We start from the raw sequence: 16201 nt of genomic DNA on the forward strand, positions 1-16201 counted from the left end.
TCCTTGATGCGTGCTCGACGAACTCCGCGACCTCGTCGCCCGGTACGCGCACGCCGATCTGCGCACGCCGGTGCCGGGCCTGCTGCTGTCCAAAGTGGAAACGAGCGAAACGCACCACTCGCTCGCCGAGCCGCTGCTGGTCGTCATGGCCCAGGGCGGCAAGCGCCTGCTGCTCGGCGAGCAGGTGCACGAGTACCGCGCCGGGCAGTACCTGCTGGTCGGCACCGACCTGCCGGTGACCGGCCACTTCGTCGGCGCGACCCCGCGGACGCCGGCATTGGGCCTCGGCCTCGCCCTGCGGCCCGAGGCGATCGCCCCGCTGCTGCTCGAGGCGCCGCCGCGCACACCACCGGCGTCCCCCATCGCCATCGGCGACGCCGGCCCGGAGCTGCTCGACGCGGCGCTGCGCCTGCTTCGGCTGCTCGACCACGCGTCCGACGCGCCCGTGCTCGCGCCCCTGATCGAGCGGGAGATCCTCTGGCGGCTGCTGACCGGCCCGCACGGCGGCCTGGTCCGCCGGATCGGCCTGGCCGACAGCGGCGCCGCCCACGTCGGCCGCGCGATCCGCTGGGTACGGGACAACTACGCCGAGCCGATGCGGATCGAGGAACTCGCGCGGCTGAGCGGGCTGAGCGCGTCGGCGTTCCACCGCCACTTCCGCGCGGCCACGGCGATGAGCCCGCTGCAGTTCCAGAAGCGCATCCGCCTGCAGGAAGCCCGGTCGCTGCTGCTGGCCGGCGCGGGCGACGTCGCCGGTGTCGGGCACCTCGTCGGCTACGACAGCCCTTCGCAGTTCAACCGCGAGTACCGCCGCCTGTTCGGCGCCCCACCCGGGCAGGACGCGGCGCGGCTGCGCGAGGCCGCCTCCGTCGGGCCCCGGCTGCCCTGAGGTCCGATCCGTTCAAGACCGCCGGCCGCACCGGTGCGACGCTGGCGGCATGTCCGTGAACCTTCCCGCGGCGGCGTCCTTCATGGCGACGCACGCCCGCCTCCTCGACCGCCGCCGCTTCGAACTGCTCGGCGGCGCCGCCGACGCCGACGCGGTGCTGGCCGCCGTCGACGGCTACCGCAACGCCGACGGCGGCTACGGCTGGGGCCTCGAGCCGGACCTGCGGGCCCCGGAAAGCCAGCCCGGCGGTGCCCTCCACGCCTTCGAGGTGTTCGAGGAGATCGCCCCGGCGACGACACCGCACGCGGCGAAGCTCTGCGACTGGCTGGCCACGGCGTCCCGTCCGGACGGTGGCCTGCCGTTCGCCCGGCCCGTGGCGGACCCGGCCGGCTGCGCACCCTTCTGGGTCGAGGCCGATCCGGCGGAGGCCACCCTGCAGAGCACGGCGTTCACCGCGGGCGTGGCCCTGCGCGTCGCCCGCCACGACCGGGCCGTCCGCGAGCACCCGTGGCTGGCCGCGGCGACGCGGTACTGCTTCCGCGCCATCCGCGAGCTTTCCGCGCCGCCGCACGCGATCGCGTTGTCCTTCGCGGTGCAGTTCGCGGACGCGGCGCACGAACTCCACGAGGAGGCGCCCGCGCTCCTGGACCACCTCGCCACGTTCGTCCCGGCCGACGGACTGGCCCCGGTGGCCGGTGGTTCGGAGGGCGAAACCCTCCGCGCCATGGACTTCGCTCCGCTGCCGGACCGCCCGGCGCGCGCGTTGTTCGCCGACGACGTCATCGAGGCCGAACTGCGGCGGCTCGCGGCCGCGCAACAGGACGACGGTGGCTGGCGGGTGGATTTCGCGAGCTTCTCGCCCTCCGCGTCGCTCGAATGGCGCGGCTACGCCACCGTCCGTGCGGTGGCGATCCTGCGCCGTCACGGCCTCGCCTGAATCTCTACACGAGTGGCACCGAGGTTCATCCGACCGTGGCGTGTCGGAAGTGGACGGCCGCCCGCGCCTTCCGGCGTGCGAGCCCGAACGCGTACTGTGACGAGGGAAACGCGCTCCCGGAGGTGAAGCATGTCGTCGCGCAATCCGTTGCACTGGATCGCCCGCTGGGCGGACTGGTTCGAGGATCGCGGCGTGTACGTGCCCGGCGAGGAGAGCCGAGCGGTCGATCCGATCCGGGATTTCGGCTGGCTGATGGCGGCGTGGGTGGCCGGCGTCGCGATCTTCATCCTGTTGTTCGCCCTCGCGGTTTAAGTGGCATGTGGCCAGAGATTGTCACCAGCCGTGCCGTTCCGGTCACGGATTGGCCACGGGGTGGCACCAGGTGCGCGACAACCCCCGGTTGCGCCTCGTAACCGCGCGCGATCACGGCCAGAGTGGAGCGGGTTCGCCCGGCAAACCCCCGTTGCCGACGGCACCCGACCCGCCGACTGGAGTACCCGCAATGGCGCTCGCGCGCACCCGCAAGATCATGTTCGCCGCAGGACTGCTCGGCCTGGCGGTGGCGTGCGGGGTCCCCTCGGCTCACGACGGCACCGCGGCACTCGGCGCGGCCGGCTCCCCCGCGGGCGCCGGTGCCTCGGCCTCCCCGGTGGGCAACGACCTCAAGTTCGGCGCCGACCACCGGTTCGCCAGCGGCCTCACCATCTCGGTCGGCTCCCCGCAGTCGTTCCGGCCCAGCCCCTCGGCGTACCCGCAGAGCCCGCGCGGCGCGGCCTTCGACGTCCAGCTGACCAACGACGGCTCGACGACGTACAAGCTCTCCGGCCTCAACGTGACCGCCACCTCGGGCGGCACCGCGGTCAAGCAGGTCGTGGACAACACCCAGGGCTTCACCGGCATCACCGACGCGGGCAAGGACGTCCTGCCCGGCCGCTCGGTGCACATCACGCTGGCGTTCGCGGTCCCGCGTGAGCAGACGCAGCTGCGGCTGCAGATCCGGCCGACCGCGACCGAGGCCGTCGCGGTCACCTACTGCGGCCCCGCCTGAGCCACCGCCGTTAAGCTCGCGGGCATGACCGAGCGCCTTTCCCCCGGTGACGAAGCCCCGGACTTCACCCTGCCCGACAGCGAGGGCAACGAAGTGTCGCTGCGCGACTTCCGCGGCCGGTCCGTCGTCGTGTACTTCTACCCGGCGGCGAGCACACCGGGCTGCACCAAGCAGGCCTGCGACTTCCGCGACAACCTCGCCGAGCTGAACGACGCCGGCTACCAGGTCGTCGGCATCTCCCCGGACAAGCAGGCGAAGCTCGCCAAGTTCGTCGAGAACGAAGGCCTCACGTTCCCGCTGCTGGGCGACCCCGAGAAGACGGTCATCGAAGCGTGGGGCGCGTACGGCGAGAAGAAGAACTACGGCAAGACGTACCTGGGCGTGATCCGCTCGACGTTCGTCGTCGACGCCGACGGCAAGATCGCCCACGCCTTCTACAACGTCCGGGCGACCGGCCACGTGGCGAAGCTGATCCGGGACCTCGGCCTGGCCGCCTGACACCGTGACCAGCCTGGAGGGGCCGGCCCTCAAGCTCGGCGGCCAGATCGCCTCAGGGTCGAGCTCGAGAACCTCGTCTGAGCTAAGCCAGCTCCCGCAGTGCCGGCAGCAGCGCCCGCAACGCCAGGCCCCGGTGGGAAACCGCGTCCTTCTCCGCCGGTTCCATCTCCGCCGACGTCCGGCTTTCGCCGTCCGGCCGGAAGATCGGGTCGTAGCCGAACCCGTTCACCCCACGTCGTTCCCGCACCAGCGTGCCGCGCCACTCGCCCCGGACCACCGTCTCCTCGCCCGACGGCAGCACCAAGGCCGCTGCGCAGACGAACTGGGCGCCGCGGCGCTCGTCGGGCACGTCGCGAAGCTGCCCCAGCACCAGATCCAGGTTCGCCTCGTCGTCACCGTGCTTGCCGGACCACCGGGCCGAGAGCACCCCGGGCATCCCGTTCAGCGCGTCGACGGCGAGACCCGAGTCGTCCGCGATGGCGGGCAATCCCGTTGCGGCGACAGCGTCACGGGCCTTCGCCACCGCGTTGCCTTCGAAGTCGGGCGCCGTCTCGGGTGCTTCGGGGAACGAAGGCACGTCAGCGAGGCCGATCACCTCGAGGCCCGAAAGACCTTCCGCGGCGACGATCCGCCGCAGCTCGCCGAGCTTCTTCGCGTTGCGCGTCGCCAGAAGCAGCTTCGTCACTTCGAGCCCTTCTTCTTGTCCGGACGCGGCTCCGGCAGCTCACCCGGGTACGGCAGCGCCAGTGCCTCGTTCTGCAGGCGAGTCAGCTCCGCGCAGCCCGCGAGCGCCATGTCGAGCATCGTGTCCAAAGTGGACCTGGCGAAGGTCGCGCCCTCGCCGGTGCCCTGGACCTCGATGAGGGTGCCCGCGTCGGTGGCGACCACGTTCATGTCGACCTCGGCGCGCGAGTCCTCTTCGTACGGCAGGTCGAGCCGGACCCGGCCGTCGACCACGCCGACGCTCACCGCCGCCACCGAGGACGACAGCGGCTGCGGGTCGTTGAGCCGGTTCGCCGCGCCCAGCCAGGTGATCGCGTCCGCCAGCGCCACGTAACCACCGGTCACCGCCGCCGTGCGGGTGCCACCGTCGGCCTGGATGACGTCGCAGTCGATGACGATCGTGTTCTCACCCAGCGCCGCCAGGTCGATGCAGGCCCGCAGGGACCGGCCGATCAGCCGCGAGATCTCGTGCGTGCGCCCGCCGATCCGGCCCTTCACCGACTCGCGGTCACCGCGCGTGTTGGTCGCGGACGGCAGCATCGCGTACTCGGCCGTCACCCAGCCGAGGCCGGAACCGGCCCGCCAGCGCGGCACCCCTTCGGTGACGCTCGCCGCGCACAGCACCCGCGTGTTGCCGAATTCGATCAGCACCGACCCCGCCGGCCACTGCTGGAATCCCCGGGTGATCTTGATGTCACGGAGCTGGTCGTCGGTCCTGCCGTCTTTTCGAGCCACACGTGCACTCTATGACCGCCGTTCAGACGTCGTAGACGGCACCCTGCTTGACGACCTCGGCCCCGGGGAACCCGGCCGAAGCCTCGGCCAGCACCGCCCCCGCGTCGGTCCACGGCGCGATGTGCGTCAGCAGCAGCCGCCCGACACCGGCGTCCCGGGCCAGCTCACCGGCCTGCTTGCCCGACAGGTGCACACCCGCCGGCCGCTCCGCCGAATCCGTCCAGGACGCTTCGGCGAGCAGCAGGTCGACGCCGTCGGCGAGCTCGTTCAGCGCCGCGCACGGCCCGGTGTCGCCGGTGAACGCGAGGATGCGGCCGCCGTAGGAGAGCCGCACGCCGTACGCCGGGGTCGGGTGGTCGACCTCGACCGCGACGACCTCGAACGGCCCGATCCGGAACGGCTCGGGCCGCAGCGGCCGGAAGTCGTAGACGTCGGAGAGGTCCGTGACGGCCCGCTCGGTCTCGTTGGGGGCGTACGCGTTCGCCAAGCGCGTCGGGGCGTCCGGCGGGGCGTACAGCGGCAGCAGCCGCGGGCGCGCCGGGTACGGCGGCGCCGGGTGGTAGCGCCGCAGGACGGTGAGCGCGCTGACGTCGGCGCAGTGGTCGGGGTGCAGGTGCGTGAGCACGAGCGCGTCCAGGTCGAACGGGTCGGCCACGGCTTGCAGCTGCGCGAGCGTGCCGTTGCCGAGTTCGAGGCCGAGCAGAAAACCCTCGGCCTCGATCAGGTAACCGGACGCGGCGGCGTTCGGCCCGGGGATGCTGCCGGAGCACCCGAGGATGGTCAGTCGCACGACGACACCCTAAGCGTCCGCCGCCGCGATCACGCGGTGGTGGGAGCGAGGACACCCGGGGCGAACCCCATGAACCGCTGGGCGAGCCGGGTGAACGGCTCCGCCGATCCGGTGGCGAGGAACTCGTGCCGCGGCGGGGTGTCCCGGGTGGTCAGCAGGTCCCCCTCGGTGAGCACGCGGACGAGGTCCTTGGCGGTCTCGTCCGCGCTGCTCACCAGGGTGACTTCCTGGCCCATCACGATCTGCAGCACGCCCTGCAGCAGCGGGTAGTGCGTGCAGCCGAGCACCAGCGTGTCGACCTGGGCGTCGAGGAGCGGCTGGAGGTAGCCCTGCGCCAGCCCGAGCACCTGGCGCCCGGTCGTGATGCCGCGCTCGACGAAGTCGACGAACCGCGGGCAGGCGACGCTGGTGAGCGTGATGGCGGGCGCCGCGGCGAAGGCGTCTTCGTAGGCCCGCGACCGCACGGTGCCCTCGGTGCCGATCACGCCGACGCGGCCGGTGTGCGTCGCCACGACGGCGCGGCGCGCGGCGGGCAGGACGACCTCGATCACCGGGACGTCGTAGCGCTCGCGCGCGTCGCGCAGGCAGGCCGCGGACGCCGTGTTGCAGGCGATCACCAGGGCCTTCACGCCGCTCTCCACCAGCTCGTCGAGCGCCGCGAGCGCGTAGCTGCGGGCGGTGGCGATCGGGAGCGGGCCGTACGGGTTGTGCGCCGTGTCGCCGACGTAGCGGAGCTGCTCGGCGGGCAGCTGCTCGAGGATCGCCCTCGCCACCGTCAGCCCGCCGACGCCGGAATCGAACACGCCGATCGGGGCATCAGCGGGCGGAGACGTCACGCTTCGAGGTTACCCGGGGCGGCCTTGCCCGCCCGGCGGGTGGTCAGCCAAGCCGCGAGGACGCCGGCCAGCGCGCCGAAGAGGTGGCCCTGCCAGGAGACGCCGGGGTTGCCCGGCAGCAGCCCGGCCAGCATGCCGCTCCACACGCCGAGCAGGACGACGGCGACCACGATCTGCCCGGCCGCACGGTTGAACAGGCCGCGGACCAGCAGGTAGGCGAGCCAGCCGAAGGCCAGGCCGGACGCGCCGACGGTGACGCCGTCCGACGGCCCGATCAGCCACACACCGAGCCCGGAGACCACCCAGATGATGGCCGTGACCAGCGCGAACCGGCCGATCCCGGCGGCCATCGCGAGGAAGGAGAACACCAGCACCGGGACGGTGTTCGCGAACAGGTGCGACCAGCCGACGTGCAGGACCGGGGCGAACAGCACGCCGTCCAGTCCGGACAGCGCCCGCGAGTGGATGCCGCCCTGGTCGAGGTCACCGGGGAGAACGACGTCGACCAGCTCGACCAGGTACAGCAGCAGGGTGAACGACAGCGCGACGATCGCGGCCGCCACCGGTTTCGGCGGCAGCACGCGCTTGGCGGCGGCGGTTTCCGGGGCGGGGCTCAAGGTGCTCACCCTTCGAGGCTAAGCGGGGCACGGCTGCTCCACCTCGGGTGAAATCCCTGATCCGGCGGTTTTGTCGGTGGTCATCGCTAGCTTGTCGGGCATGGACGTCATCGGTTATCTCGCGCGGCTCGGCCTCGATCCCGAGCCGCCGGGCCTGGGGGCGCTGCGGCGGCTGCACGCGGCGCACGTCGAACGCGTGCCCTACGAGGCACTGGAGGTGCAGCTCGGGCGGCCGACCCCGCTCGAGCCGTCGGCGTCGCTGGCGCGGATCCTGCGGGGCCGCGGCGGGTACTGCTACCACCTGAACGGGGCGTTGTCGGCGTTGCTGGCGGCGCTCGGCTACCAGGTCACCCGGCACCTGGGCGGGGTGCAGGGCAGTGCGGACGCGCCGAACGTCGACCGGAACCACCTGGCGCTGACCGTCACCGGGCTGCCGGACGCCCCGGAGACGGCGTGGCTGGTCGACGTGGGGCTCGGGGACGGCCCGCACGAGCCGCTCCCCCTCCGGGAAGGCACCTACGTGCAGGGCCCGCACACCTACCGGCTGCGGCCGTCGGAGGTGGCGCCGGGCGGCTGGCGGTTCGAGCACGACCCCTCGGGCAGCTTCACCGGCATGGACTTCGCGCCCGGTGTCGCGGAGATGGCGGACTTCGCGGAGAAGCACACCTGGCTGTCGACGGCACCCGAGTCCGGGTTCGTGCGGGTCTGCGTGGTGCAACGGCGGGACGAGGCGGGCGTCGACTCCCTGCGCGCGCTCACCCTGGATCGCCACGGCGCCAAGGAGCTGATCGAGTCACCCGGCGACTGGTGGGCAGCCGCGGGCGACGTGTTCGGCATCCCATCGGCGCAGTTCACGGCCGAGGAGCGTGAGCGGCTGTGGCGGCAGTGCGTCGCGCAGCACGAGGCTCACGTCGGTGGCAAGGGCAGCGAGGTGGTGCCCAGCGCGTAGTCCACCGCCGCTTCGGCGTGCAGGCGGGTCGTCGGGAAGGTCGGCACCGGGGCGTCCTCGGGGCCGACCAGCAGCTCGATCTCGGTGCAGCCGTAGATGACGCCCTCGGCGCCCGCGTCGGCCAGCCGCGCGATCACGCCGCGATAGGCCTCGCGGGACTCGGGTTTCACGAGGCCGAGCACCAGCTCGTCGTAGATGATCCGGTGCACCAGGTCGCGGTCTTCGGCGCCGGGCACGAGCACGTCGAGCCCGTGCGCGGCGAGGCGGTCGCGGTAGAAGGGCTGCCCCATGGTGAAGCCGGTCCCGAGCAACCCCACGCGGCGGATCCCGGCGGCCTTGACGGCCGCGGCCGTGGTGTCGCCCAGGTGCAGCAGCGGGATGCCGAGGCCGGCTTCGAGCTGCTCGGCCACCTTGTGCATGGTGTTCGTGCAGAGCACGACGAAGTCGGCACCGGCGGCTTCCAGCGCCTTGGCGGCCCGGTTGAGCTCGGCACCGGCGTCGTCCCAGCGGCCGTCGGCCTGCATGGCCTCGATCGCGGCGAAGTCGACGGAGTAGAGCACGGTGTGCGCCGAGTGGAAACCGCCGAGGACGACCTTCACCCGCTCGTTGACGAGCCGGTAGTACTCGGCGGACGACTCCCAGCTCATGCCGCCGAGCAGCCCGATGACCATCATGGGAACCATGATGCCCGAACTGCGCACGGCGTTCCCCGGGGTTTCGAACGTCCTGGTCACCGCACTGGCCGGCTCGCGGTCGACCCGGAAGGTCCAGGAGAGCTACAGCGTGGCCGCCGAGCCGCTCGAAGAACTCGAGCTGCCCCAGCCGGAGTAGCTCAGGCCCAGAGCTGCCCGTCGAGCCGCTCGGCCGCCTCGTCCAGCGACCCCGCGTAGGCCCCGGTGGACAGGTACTTCCACCCGGCGTCCGCGACGACGAAAGCGACATCCGCCGCGTCACCCCGGGCGGCGGCCTTCTCGGCCACCGCCAAAGCCGCGTGCAGCACCGCGCCCGTCGAGATGCCCGCGAAGATGCCTTCGTGCTCCAGCAGCTCCCGGGTGCGCCGCAAAGCGTCATACGCCCCCACGGAGTAGCGGCCGTTGAGCACCGAAGGGTCGTACAGCTCCGGCACGAACCCCTCGTCGAGGTTGCGCAGGCCGTACACCAGCTCGCCGTAGCGCGGCTCGGCCGCGATGACCTGGACGTCCGGCTTGGCCTCGTGCAGGTAGCGCCCGACGCCGACGAGCGTGCCCGTCGTGCCGAGACCGCCGACGAAGTGCGTCAGCGTCGGCAGGTCCTTGAGCAGCTCCGGGCCGGTGCCGCGGTAGTGCGCGTCGGCGTTGGCCGGGTTGCCGTACTGGTAGAGCATCACCCAGTCCGGGTTCGCCGCGGACAGCTCCTTCGCCCGCCGGACGGCCTCGTTGGAGCCGCCCGCGGCCGGCGAGAAGACGATCCGCGCGCCGTAGGCCTGCAGCAGCTGCTTGCGCTCGGTCGAGGTGTTCTCCGGCATCACGCAGACCAGTCCGTAGCCCTTGAGCTTGGCGGCCATGGCCAGCGAAATCCCGGTGTTGCCCGACGTCGGCTCCAGGATCGTGGAGCCGCGCCGCAGCTTGCCTTCACGCTCGGCGGCTTCGATCATGGCCAGCGCGGGCCGGTCCTTGATCGAGCCGGTCGGGTTGCGGTCCTCCAGCTTCGCCCACAGGCGCACGTCGTGCGTCGGGGAGAGCCGGGGCAGCCCGACCAGCGGGGTGCCGCCGAGCGCGTCGAGCAGCGACTCGAAGCGAGCCATCGATCAGCCACCGGCCACGGCGGGCAGGATGGTCAGGGTGTCGCCGTCCTTGACCTCGGCCTCGAGCCCGCCGGCGAAGCGCACGTCCTCGTCGTTGACGTAGACGTTGATGAAGCGGTGCAGCTTCTCCTCCTTCACCAGGCGGCCCTTGATGCCGGCGTGGCGGGACTCGACGTCGTCGATGACCTCGAGGACGGTCGCGCCCTTCGCCTCGACGGACTTCTCGCCGCCGGTGTGGGTGCGCAGGATCGTCGGGATGGAGACGGTCACGGCCATGGGTTCTTACCTCCGGTGGGTTCTTAAACGCAGACGCCGGTGGCGCGCGGTTTGTTCCGGGAGCTCAGTCGACGATCTCGACCGGCTCCTCGGTGATCTCGGCGTCCACGATCCGGTACGACCGGAACTCGTGCACTTCGGGGTCGCGGGTGGAGACGAGCACGTAGTGCGCGTCCGGCTCGGCCGCGATGTTCGCGTCGGTGCGCGACGGGTAGGCCTCGGTCGCGGTGTGCGAGTGGTAGATCACCACCGGCACCTCGTCGTTCGCGGCCATCTCGCGGTAGAGCTTCAGCAGGTCGCCGGAGTCGAACTCGTAGAACGTCGGCGACCGGGCCGCGTTGAGCATGGGGATGAACCGCTCGGGGGAATCCGAGCCCTCGGGCCCCGCGATCACCCCGCACGCTTCGTCGGGGTGGTCACGACGGGCGTGGGCGACGATCTCGTCGACGAGTTCACGGCGGATCCGGAGCACACCCACATCTTAGGTGGTGGACAAAGCGGGTCCAGATGTTGAGATATACCGCTCACCAGCCGTTCTCGGGATACTGGGCCGATGCCGTTGTCGTCGAAAGTGCGCGATCGGTGCCGGATGTACCTCGGGACCGACGAGCGGATCCAGTACGTGATCCCCGGGATGTCGCTGTACGTGAACCGCATGCGCGTCCGGGTCGGCTTCCTGATCATGGTGACCGACCGGCACGTCACCCTGCTGGCCTGCAGCCGCTGGACCCTCAACCGGCCGAAGCAGATCTGGGAACGCCTGCCGCGTTCCACCGAACTGGGCCCGCTCGAGATCCACCCCTCGCTCGGGCCGATCCTGTCCGTCGGCGGCATCGACCTGGAGATCGACGAGGAGTACATCGCGGCCGTGCGCGCGGCGAACCTCGAGGCCGCCGGCGACGCCCTGCCCGAGGACCCCTACCCGGGCGGCTGACCGAACGCTTCCGGCCAGACGTCACGGTAGGCCGGCACCCCGCCGGCCGTGGTCGCCGCCAGCAGGCCGTGCACCATCGCCCGCGCGAACACGCGCGCCGCCGCCGAGCACAGCGCGTCCAGCGCCGCCGGCCGGGCCGCCGCGCCGAACGGGCCGCTCGCGTCCGGCAGCTCGTGCGCACCGGTGGCCAGCGCGAACACCGTGTCGCCGTCGAACATCGTGTGGGCCGGGCGCACGGCTCGCGCCAGCCCGTCCTGCGCCGCGACCGCGATCCGCCGCGCTTCGGCCTTGGACAGCGCCGCGTCCACCGCGACCACGCCGATCGTCGTGTTGAGGTCCGTCCGGCGAGAGGGCAGGTCAGCGGCCCGCGAAGGCCAGGTCACGCCGAAGTCGCCGTGGTCGGCCGCGTAGGCCCGGCCCGTCGCCAGGTCCACGGCCTCGCCGGCCGCATTGACCGCCGCCAGCGCCCCGACCGTGAACTCGCCGACTACTTCACTGGCCGAGCCGATCCCGCCCTTCAGCGACCCCACAGCCGCCCCCGCGCCCGCCCCGACCGTTCCCTGGGCGAACGAGCCCGAAGCCGCGTCGCAGGCCGCGTAGCCGAAGGACGCGTCGGGCCGGTTGCCCCACTCGCTGCGCGGCAGGTCGAACAGCACGGCCGCGGGCACGATCGGCACCACCTCGTGCGGCTGCGTCCCGACGGGAAAGCCCAGGTTCCGATCCGCCAGCCACCGCATCACGCCGTCGGCCGCGGCGAGGCCGTACGCCGACCCGCCCGACAGGCAGACCGCGTTGACCCGCTGCACCAGGTTCTCCGGCTCCAGCAAGTTCGTCTCGCGCGTGCCCGGCGCGCCGCCGCGCTGGTCGACCGCGCCGACCGCGCCCTCGGGCACCAGCACCACCGTCGTCCCGGTGGCCCAGCCGTCGCCGACCCGCTCGTGGTGCCCGACCAGGACACCCGGCACGTCGGTGATCATCCGGTCAGCGCCTGGATCAGCGTCTCCTGCACCCACGTCAGCCAGTGGTAGACGCCCAGGTGCGGCGCCCGCGGGTCGTCCTCGGGCAGCTCGTCGGGCATGTCCTCGGTGACGTCGAGCGCGGTGCCGAGGGCCAGCCGGACGTCGTTGAGCGCGCCCAGCCACGCGTCCGCCTGCTCCTCGGTCAGCCGCACGTGGCCGCCGTCGCGGGGCAGCGTGTCGAGCACGATCTTGGCCACGCCGACCTTGATGTCGAGCAGCTCCGGCTCGTGCAGCGACCGCATCGCCGCGACCGAGTCGATGTCCTCCCGCGACGGGTTGTCCGGGTCGAGCTTGTGGAAGTCCGGGAGCAGCCGCGAGAGCACCGGGTCGTCCGGCGACTCGCTGGGCCCGGTCCGGATGCCGGTGAGCTCGGCGAGCTCGTCCTGCGGCGCCTCTTCGGCACGCGCGGTGAGCATGTCCTCGAGCTGGCTGACCAGCCCGCGCAGCACGGCCGCTTCCTGCTGCTCGAACCCCGCGTGGATCACCGCGCCCTTGCGCCGCCAACCGTTCACGAGGGCTGCTCCATGGTGGCCCAGAGGCCGGCCGCGTGGAGTTTCGCCACGTCCGTCTCCACCTTCTCCTTGCTGCCGGACGACACGATCGCCTTGCCCTTCTGGTGCACGTCCAGCATCAGCTTGGTGGCGTGGTCGCGGCTGTAGCCGAACAGCTTCTGGAAGACGTACGTCACGTACGACATCAGGTTGACCGGGTCGTTCCACACCACGGTCCGCCACGGTGTGTCCGACTCGGCGACTTCGGCACCGGCCGGTTCGACCTGCGTCTGTTCGGATGCGACAGGCGTGGACATGCACCCCATGGTGTCACGGGGGTCACCGGGTACGCCGCGCCAGGTCCGGCCATGTGGGTGAATAGGCTTACCCCATGGGTTCACCGGAGCCGGTCACGGCCAGCACTGCGCTGCTCACCGACCACTACGAGCTGACCATGCTGGGCAGCGCGCTCGCCGACGGGACGCACGCGCGGCCCTGCGTATTCGAAGTTTTCGCCAGGAGGCTGCCGGACGGGCGGCGCTACGGCGTCGTCGCGGGCACCGCCCGGGTCCTCGACGCGATCGCGGACTTCCGCTTCACCGACGCCGAACTGGCGCAGCTGGAGGCCACCGCGGTCGTCGACGACGCGACGCTGGGCTGGCTCGCCGACTACGAGTTCTCGGGCGACATCGACGGCTACCCCGAGGGCGAGCTGTACTTCCCGGGCTCGCCGATCCTCACCGTGACCGGCTCGTTCGGCGAGTGCGTGCTGCTGGAGACGCTGGTGCTGTCGATCCTCAACCACGACAGCGCCATCGCGTCGGCGGCGGCCCGGATGTCCGGCGCCGCGCACGGCCGCCCGATCATCGAGATGGGCGGGCGCCGCACGCACGAGTACGCCGCGGTCGCGGCCGCGCGCGCCGCCTACCTGGCCGGTTTCGCGACGACGTCCAACCTGGAAGCGGGCCGCCGCTACGGCATCCCGACGCGCGGCACCGTCGCGCACGCCTTCATGCTGCTGCACGACAGCGAAGAGGCGGCCTTCCGCGCCCAGGTGGACAAGATGGGCGCGGACACGACGCTGCTGGTCGACACCTACGACATCACCGCGGGCATCGAGACGGCGGTCCGCGTCGCCGGGCCCGAGCTCGGGGCGATCCGGATCGACTCCGGCGACGTCGGCCCGCTCGCCCGCCGCGCCCGGGAGCAGCTGGACTCCCTCGGGGCGAAGGACACCCGGATCGTGGTCTCCGGCGACCTGGACGAGCACGCCATCGCGGCGCTGCGCGCGGAGCCGGTGGACGCCTACGGCGTCGGCACCTCGGTGGTCACCGGGTCCGGCGCGCCGACCGCCGGCATGGTCTACAAGCTGGTCGAGGTGGACGGCAGGCCGGTCGCCAAGCGCAGTGCGCACAAGGAGTCGCGTGGCGGCCGGAAGTCCGCGCTGCGGCGCCACCGCGGCACCGGCACGGCGGTCGAGGAGGTCGTCTGGGCTTCCGGTTCGGCCGCGCCGGAGCCGGAGGCCAACGACCGCCCGCTGCAGATCCCGCTGATCCGCGCTGGCCGTCCGGCGCCGGACCTGCCTACGCTCGACGACGCGAGGCAGCGGCTGCGCCGCGGCCTGGTCAGCCTGCCGTGGGAGGGCCTCAAGCTCTCGCACGGCGAGCCCGCTATCCCGACGCTGTTCTTGTGAGAGGAGTTCGACCATGGGGACCGCGCTGATCGTGGTGGACGTGCAGAACGACTTCTGCGAAGGGGGTTCGCTCGGCCTGCCGGGTGGGGCCGCGGCGGCCGCCGGCATCTCGAAGCAGGCCGCCGAGGGCGGGTACAGCCACGTCGTGGCGACCCGGGACAACCACATCGACCCGGGTGACCACTTCAGCGAGACGCCGGACTTCAAGGACAGCTGGCCGGTGCACTGCGTCGCCGGCACGCCGGGCGCGTCGTTCCACGCCGCGCTCGACGTCGTCCCGATCGGCGAGGTGTTCTCCAAGGGCGAGTACAGCGCCGCGTACTCCGGCTTCGAGGGCGCGGCCCGCGACGGCAAGTCGCTGGAAGCCTGGCTTCGCGAGCACGACGTGACCGACGTCGACGTCGTCGGCATCGCGACGGACTTCTGCGTCCGCGCGACAGCGCTCGACGCGGCGAAGGCAGGCTTCGGCGTGCGCGTGCTGCTGGACCTGACCGTGGGCGGCTCGCAGCCGACGGTCGACGCGACGCTGAAGGACTTCGACGAGGCGGGCGTCGCGTACACCGGCACCGCCGTCGTCGGCCCGGCCGCGTGAAGGACCTGCGAGCGGCGCTGGCGGAACACCGGCTCGTCGCGATCCTGCGCGCCACCGGCGCGGCGCGGTTCGCCGACGCCGCGATGGTGCTGCACGCGGCGGGCGTCCGCCTGCTCGAAGCCACGCTGACGACGCCGGGCGCGCCCGCGGCCATCACCGCGCTGCGCCTGGCGCTCGGCGAGGACGCGCTGATCGGTGCGGGCAGCGTCCGCGAACCGTCCGATGTGGACATCGCGGTGGACGCGGGTGCCGCGTACCTGATCACGCCGACGGTCAACCCGGCGGTCCTGGAGCGCGCCGCGGCCCTGGACACCCCGGTGATCTGCGGTGCGCTGACGCCGACGGAGATCGACCAGGCCTGGCGGCTCGGCGCGGCCGCGGTGAAGGTGTTCCCGGTCGCCGCCGTGGGCGGCGTCGCGTACCTGCGCGCGGTGCGGGCGCCGCTGCCCGACGTCCCGCTGGTGCCGACCGGCGGCGTCCACCTGGCCGACGTCGAGGGCTACCTGCGCTCGGGAGCGATCGCGGTCGCCGCGGCGACGCCGTTGCTGGGCGACGCGCTGTCCTCCGGCGGCAGCCTGCCGGACCTGGCCACGCGGGCGGGCGAGTTCGTCGCCGCGGCTTCCCGCTTCACCCCAGCCTGATCACTTCTTCCCGAACGGGTCGCAAGCGGCCGTGCCCAGGTAGATGTCGCCGCCGGCCGGGCCGCCCTGCGGGAACAGCTTGATGTGCACCGCGTGCGTCACCAGGCTGCCGTCCGGCGGCTGCGGCGTCACCGTCTCGTTGAGCACGACCGTCGCCAGCGCGGTGCCGGCGGCCCCGCCGGGGATGACGATCCGGTAGTTCGGCGGGATCTCCTCCGGCACGGTGACCCCTTCGACGGCGCCGACCGCCACCTCGCCGAGGCTGCCGGTCGCCGTCGTCGCGCACTTGGCCGAGAACGTGCGGACGGTGAGTGCCGGGCCGCCGTAGCGCTGCAGCAAGGTCGCCCGGAAGCGGCGCCCGGCCGCCTGGGCGATCGACGCCTCACCGGATCGGCCGCAGCCGGTTTCACCAGCGCCGAACACCGCGATGTCGCCGGTGGCGCCCCCCTGCGTCCAGCCCCGGTACGGGCCGTCGACGGTGCACTTCGCCAGTTCACCGGTGACGATCTGCTCGTTGTCGATCGTCACGTCCACCGAGCCGGACGACGCCCATCCGGTGGAGGTCACCGGGGCCGCCGCGCCGAGGAGCGGCGCGGCCAGCATCGTCACGGCCAGCACCCGATATGTCCTCTTCCTGGCGTTCCGCATGCTCCGGCCTCCTCGGTTGGCGTGACAGATCGCAGCTATGCCCTTCGTCATCGGCCGGTCCGGCGCCCGCCCTGATCGGGTCCACCCGGACGAGTGGCCGGT

At 72.4% G+C, this 16201-nt stretch carries 24 protein-coding genes; 11 read left to right on the top strand and 13 right to left on the bottom strand.

The annotated features are described in order from the left end of the window. The first annotated feature begins 10 nt into the window (after positions 1-10). From QRY02_RS28145 to bcp, 5 genes are all read left to right on the top strand, one after another. A complete protein-coding gene (locus QRY02_RS28145) occupies positions 11-889 on the top strand; it encodes an AraC family transcriptional regulator (RefSeq protein ID WP_285985850.1) in 879 nt (292 codons plus the stop codon). 49 nt (positions 890-938) lie between these two features. Continuing rightward, positions 939-1826, top strand: a complete 888-nt coding sequence (locus QRY02_RS28150; RefSeq protein ID WP_285985851.1) for a hypothetical protein — start codon at positions 939-941, stop codon at positions 1824-1826. A gap of 129 nt (positions 1827-1955) precedes the next feature. After that, positions 1956-2138: a hypothetical protein gene (locus tag QRY02_RS28155; RefSeq protein WP_285985852.1), complete on the top strand. Its 183-nt coding sequence runs from the start codon at positions 1956-1958 to the stop codon at positions 2136-2138. 190 nt (positions 2139-2328) lie between these two features. Beyond that, positions 2329-2874 carry a hypothetical protein gene (locus tag QRY02_RS28160; protein ID WP_285985853.1) on the top strand — a complete coding sequence of 182 codons (546 nt, stop codon included), beginning with the start codon at positions 2329-2331 and terminating at the stop codon, positions 2872-2874. A gap of 24 nt (positions 2875-2898) precedes the next feature. Next, the gene (gene bcp, locus QRY02_RS28165) at positions 2899-3372 is read left to right on the top strand and encodes a thioredoxin-dependent thiol peroxidase (RefSeq protein WP_285985854.1); all 474 of its coding nucleotides are present in this window, start codon (positions 2899-2901) and stop codon (positions 3370-3372) included. A gap of 82 nt (positions 3373-3454) precedes the next feature. Here the strand turns inward: bcp and rdgB are convergent, their stop codons facing one another. The 5 genes from rdgB to QRY02_RS28190 are packed head-to-tail and all read right to left on the bottom strand — an operon-like array spanning position 3455 to position 7082. Continuing rightward, the gene (gene rdgB / locus QRY02_RS28170; RefSeq protein WP_285985855.1) at positions 3455-4057 is read right to left on the bottom strand and encodes an RdgB/HAM1 family non-canonical purine NTP pyrophosphatase; all 603 of its coding nucleotides are present in this window, start codon (positions 4055-4057) and stop codon (positions 3455-3457) included. Further along, a complete protein-coding gene (rph, locus tag QRY02_RS28175; RefSeq protein ID WP_091317310.1) occupies positions 4054-4830 on the bottom strand; it encodes a ribonuclease PH in 777 nt (258 codons plus the stop codon). The genes rdgB and rph overlap by 4 nt, the downstream gene beginning before the upstream one ends. 22 nt (positions 4831-4852) lie before the next feature. After that, positions 4853-5620, bottom strand: coding sequence for an MBL fold metallo-hydrolase (locus QRY02_RS28180; protein ID WP_285985856.1), 768 nt, complete (start codon positions 5618-5620; stop codon positions 4853-4855). Between the two features lie 29 nt (positions 5621-5649). Next, positions 5650-6456, bottom strand: a complete 807-nt coding sequence (gene murI / locus QRY02_RS28185; protein WP_285985857.1) for a glutamate racemase — start codon at positions 6454-6456, stop codon at positions 5650-5652. Next, positions 6453-7082 (bottom strand): rhomboid family intramembrane serine protease, encoded by a 630-nt coding sequence (locus QRY02_RS28190; RefSeq protein WP_285985858.1) that lies wholly within the window; start codon positions 7080-7082, stop codon positions 6453-6455. The genes murI and QRY02_RS28190 overlap by 4 nt, the downstream gene beginning before the upstream one ends. A 91-nt stretch (positions 7083-7173) precedes the next feature. Here QRY02_RS28190 and QRY02_RS28195 point away from each other — a divergent pair, with 91 nt between their 5' ends. Continuing rightward, positions 7174-8022: an arylamine N-acetyltransferase family protein gene (locus tag QRY02_RS28195; protein ID WP_502874136.1), complete on the top strand. Its 849-nt coding sequence runs from the start codon at positions 7174-7176 to the stop codon at positions 8020-8022. Here QRY02_RS28195 and QRY02_RS28200 read toward each other — a convergent pair. After that, positions 7980-8696 (bottom strand): aspartate/glutamate racemase family protein, encoded by a 717-nt coding sequence (locus QRY02_RS28200; protein WP_285985859.1) that lies wholly within the window; start codon positions 8694-8696, stop codon positions 7980-7982. The two genes, QRY02_RS28195 and QRY02_RS28200, sit on opposite strands and share 43 nt — an antisense overlap. Between QRY02_RS28200 and QRY02_RS28205 the strand changes: the two genes are divergently transcribed. Further along, on the top strand, positions 8686-8853 hold the full coding sequence (locus QRY02_RS28205; RefSeq protein WP_285985860.1) for a hypothetical protein: 168 nt from the start codon (positions 8686-8688) through the stop codon (positions 8851-8853). The genes QRY02_RS28200 and QRY02_RS28205 overlap by 11 nt on opposite strands. 1 nt (position 8854) lies before the next feature. Here QRY02_RS28205 and QRY02_RS28210 read toward each other — a convergent pair whose 3' ends face one another. From QRY02_RS28210 to QRY02_RS28220, 3 genes are all read right to left on the bottom strand, one after another. Further along, the gene (locus QRY02_RS28210) at positions 8855-9805 is read right to left on the bottom strand and encodes a PLP-dependent cysteine synthase family protein (RefSeq protein WP_285985861.1); all 951 of its coding nucleotides are present in this window, start codon (positions 9803-9805) and stop codon (positions 8855-8857) included. 3 nt (positions 9806-9808) lie between these two features. Further along, positions 9809-10081, bottom strand: a complete 273-nt coding sequence (locus tag QRY02_RS28215) for a MoaD/ThiS family protein (RefSeq protein WP_086679767.1) — start codon at positions 10079-10081, stop codon at positions 9809-9811. 64 nt (positions 10082-10145) lie between these two features. After that, a complete protein-coding gene (locus QRY02_RS28220) occupies positions 10146-10553 on the bottom strand; it encodes a M67 family metallopeptidase (protein ID WP_043776741.1) in 408 nt (135 codons plus the stop codon). Positions 10554-10634: 81 nt separating this feature from the next. On the opposite strand from QRY02_RS28220, the gene QRY02_RS28225 reads away from it, so the two are divergent. Continuing rightward, complete coding sequence (locus QRY02_RS28225) at positions 10635-11015, top strand: hypothetical protein (RefSeq protein ID WP_285985862.1); 381 nt, start codon at positions 10635-10637, stop codon at positions 11013-11015. On the opposite strand, the gene QRY02_RS28230 is transcribed toward QRY02_RS28225, so the two are convergent. The 3 genes from QRY02_RS28230 to clpS are packed head-to-tail and all read right to left on the bottom strand — an operon-like array spanning position 11000 to position 12842. After that, positions 11000-11992 (bottom strand): P1 family peptidase, encoded by a 993-nt coding sequence (locus QRY02_RS28230; RefSeq protein ID WP_285985863.1) that lies wholly within the window; start codon positions 11990-11992, stop codon positions 11000-11002. The two genes, QRY02_RS28225 and QRY02_RS28230, sit on opposite strands and share 16 nt — an antisense overlap. Continuing rightward, positions 11989-12546 (bottom strand): DUF2017 domain-containing protein, encoded by a 558-nt coding sequence (locus tag QRY02_RS28235; protein WP_020640928.1) that lies wholly within the window; start codon positions 12544-12546, stop codon positions 11989-11991. The genes QRY02_RS28230 and QRY02_RS28235 overlap by 4 nt, the downstream gene beginning before the upstream one ends. After that, positions 12543-12842: an ATP-dependent Clp protease adapter ClpS gene (gene clpS / locus QRY02_RS28240; protein WP_013229464.1), complete on the bottom strand. Its 300-nt coding sequence runs from the start codon at positions 12840-12842 to the stop codon at positions 12543-12545. Before clpS ends, QRY02_RS28235 begins: the two co-directional genes overlap by 4 nt. A 74-nt stretch (positions 12843-12916) precedes the next feature. On the opposite strand from clpS, the gene QRY02_RS28245 reads away from it, so the two are divergent. The 3 genes from QRY02_RS28245 to QRY02_RS28255 are packed head-to-tail and all read left to right on the top strand — an operon-like array spanning position 12917 to position 15451. Further along, on the top strand, positions 12917-14218 hold the full coding sequence (locus QRY02_RS28245) for a nicotinate phosphoribosyltransferase (protein WP_285985864.1): 1302 nt from the start codon (positions 12917-12919) through the stop codon (positions 14216-14218). Positions 14219-14231: 13 nt separating this feature from the next. After that, positions 14232-14810, top strand: a complete 579-nt coding sequence (locus tag QRY02_RS28250; RefSeq protein ID WP_285985865.1) for an isochorismatase family protein — start codon at positions 14232-14234, stop codon at positions 14808-14810. Further along, a complete protein-coding gene (locus QRY02_RS28255; RefSeq protein ID WP_285985866.1) occupies positions 14807-15451 on the top strand; it encodes a bifunctional 4-hydroxy-2-oxoglutarate aldolase/2-dehydro-3-deoxy-phosphogluconate aldolase in 645 nt (214 codons plus the stop codon). Before QRY02_RS28250 ends, QRY02_RS28255 begins: the two co-directional genes overlap by 4 nt. Here the strand turns inward: QRY02_RS28255 and QRY02_RS28260 are convergent, their stop codons facing one another. Continuing rightward, positions 15452-16069, bottom strand: coding sequence for a choice-of-anchor P family protein (locus QRY02_RS28260; protein WP_353069596.1), 618 nt, complete (start codon positions 16067-16069; stop codon positions 15452-15454). Positions 16070-16201: the final 132 nt, after the last annotated feature.

Source organism: Amycolatopsis sp. DG1A-15b (genome assembly GCF_030285645.1).
Taxonomy (GTDB): Bacteria; Actinomycetota; Actinomycetes; order Mycobacteriales; family Pseudonocardiaceae; genus Amycolatopsis.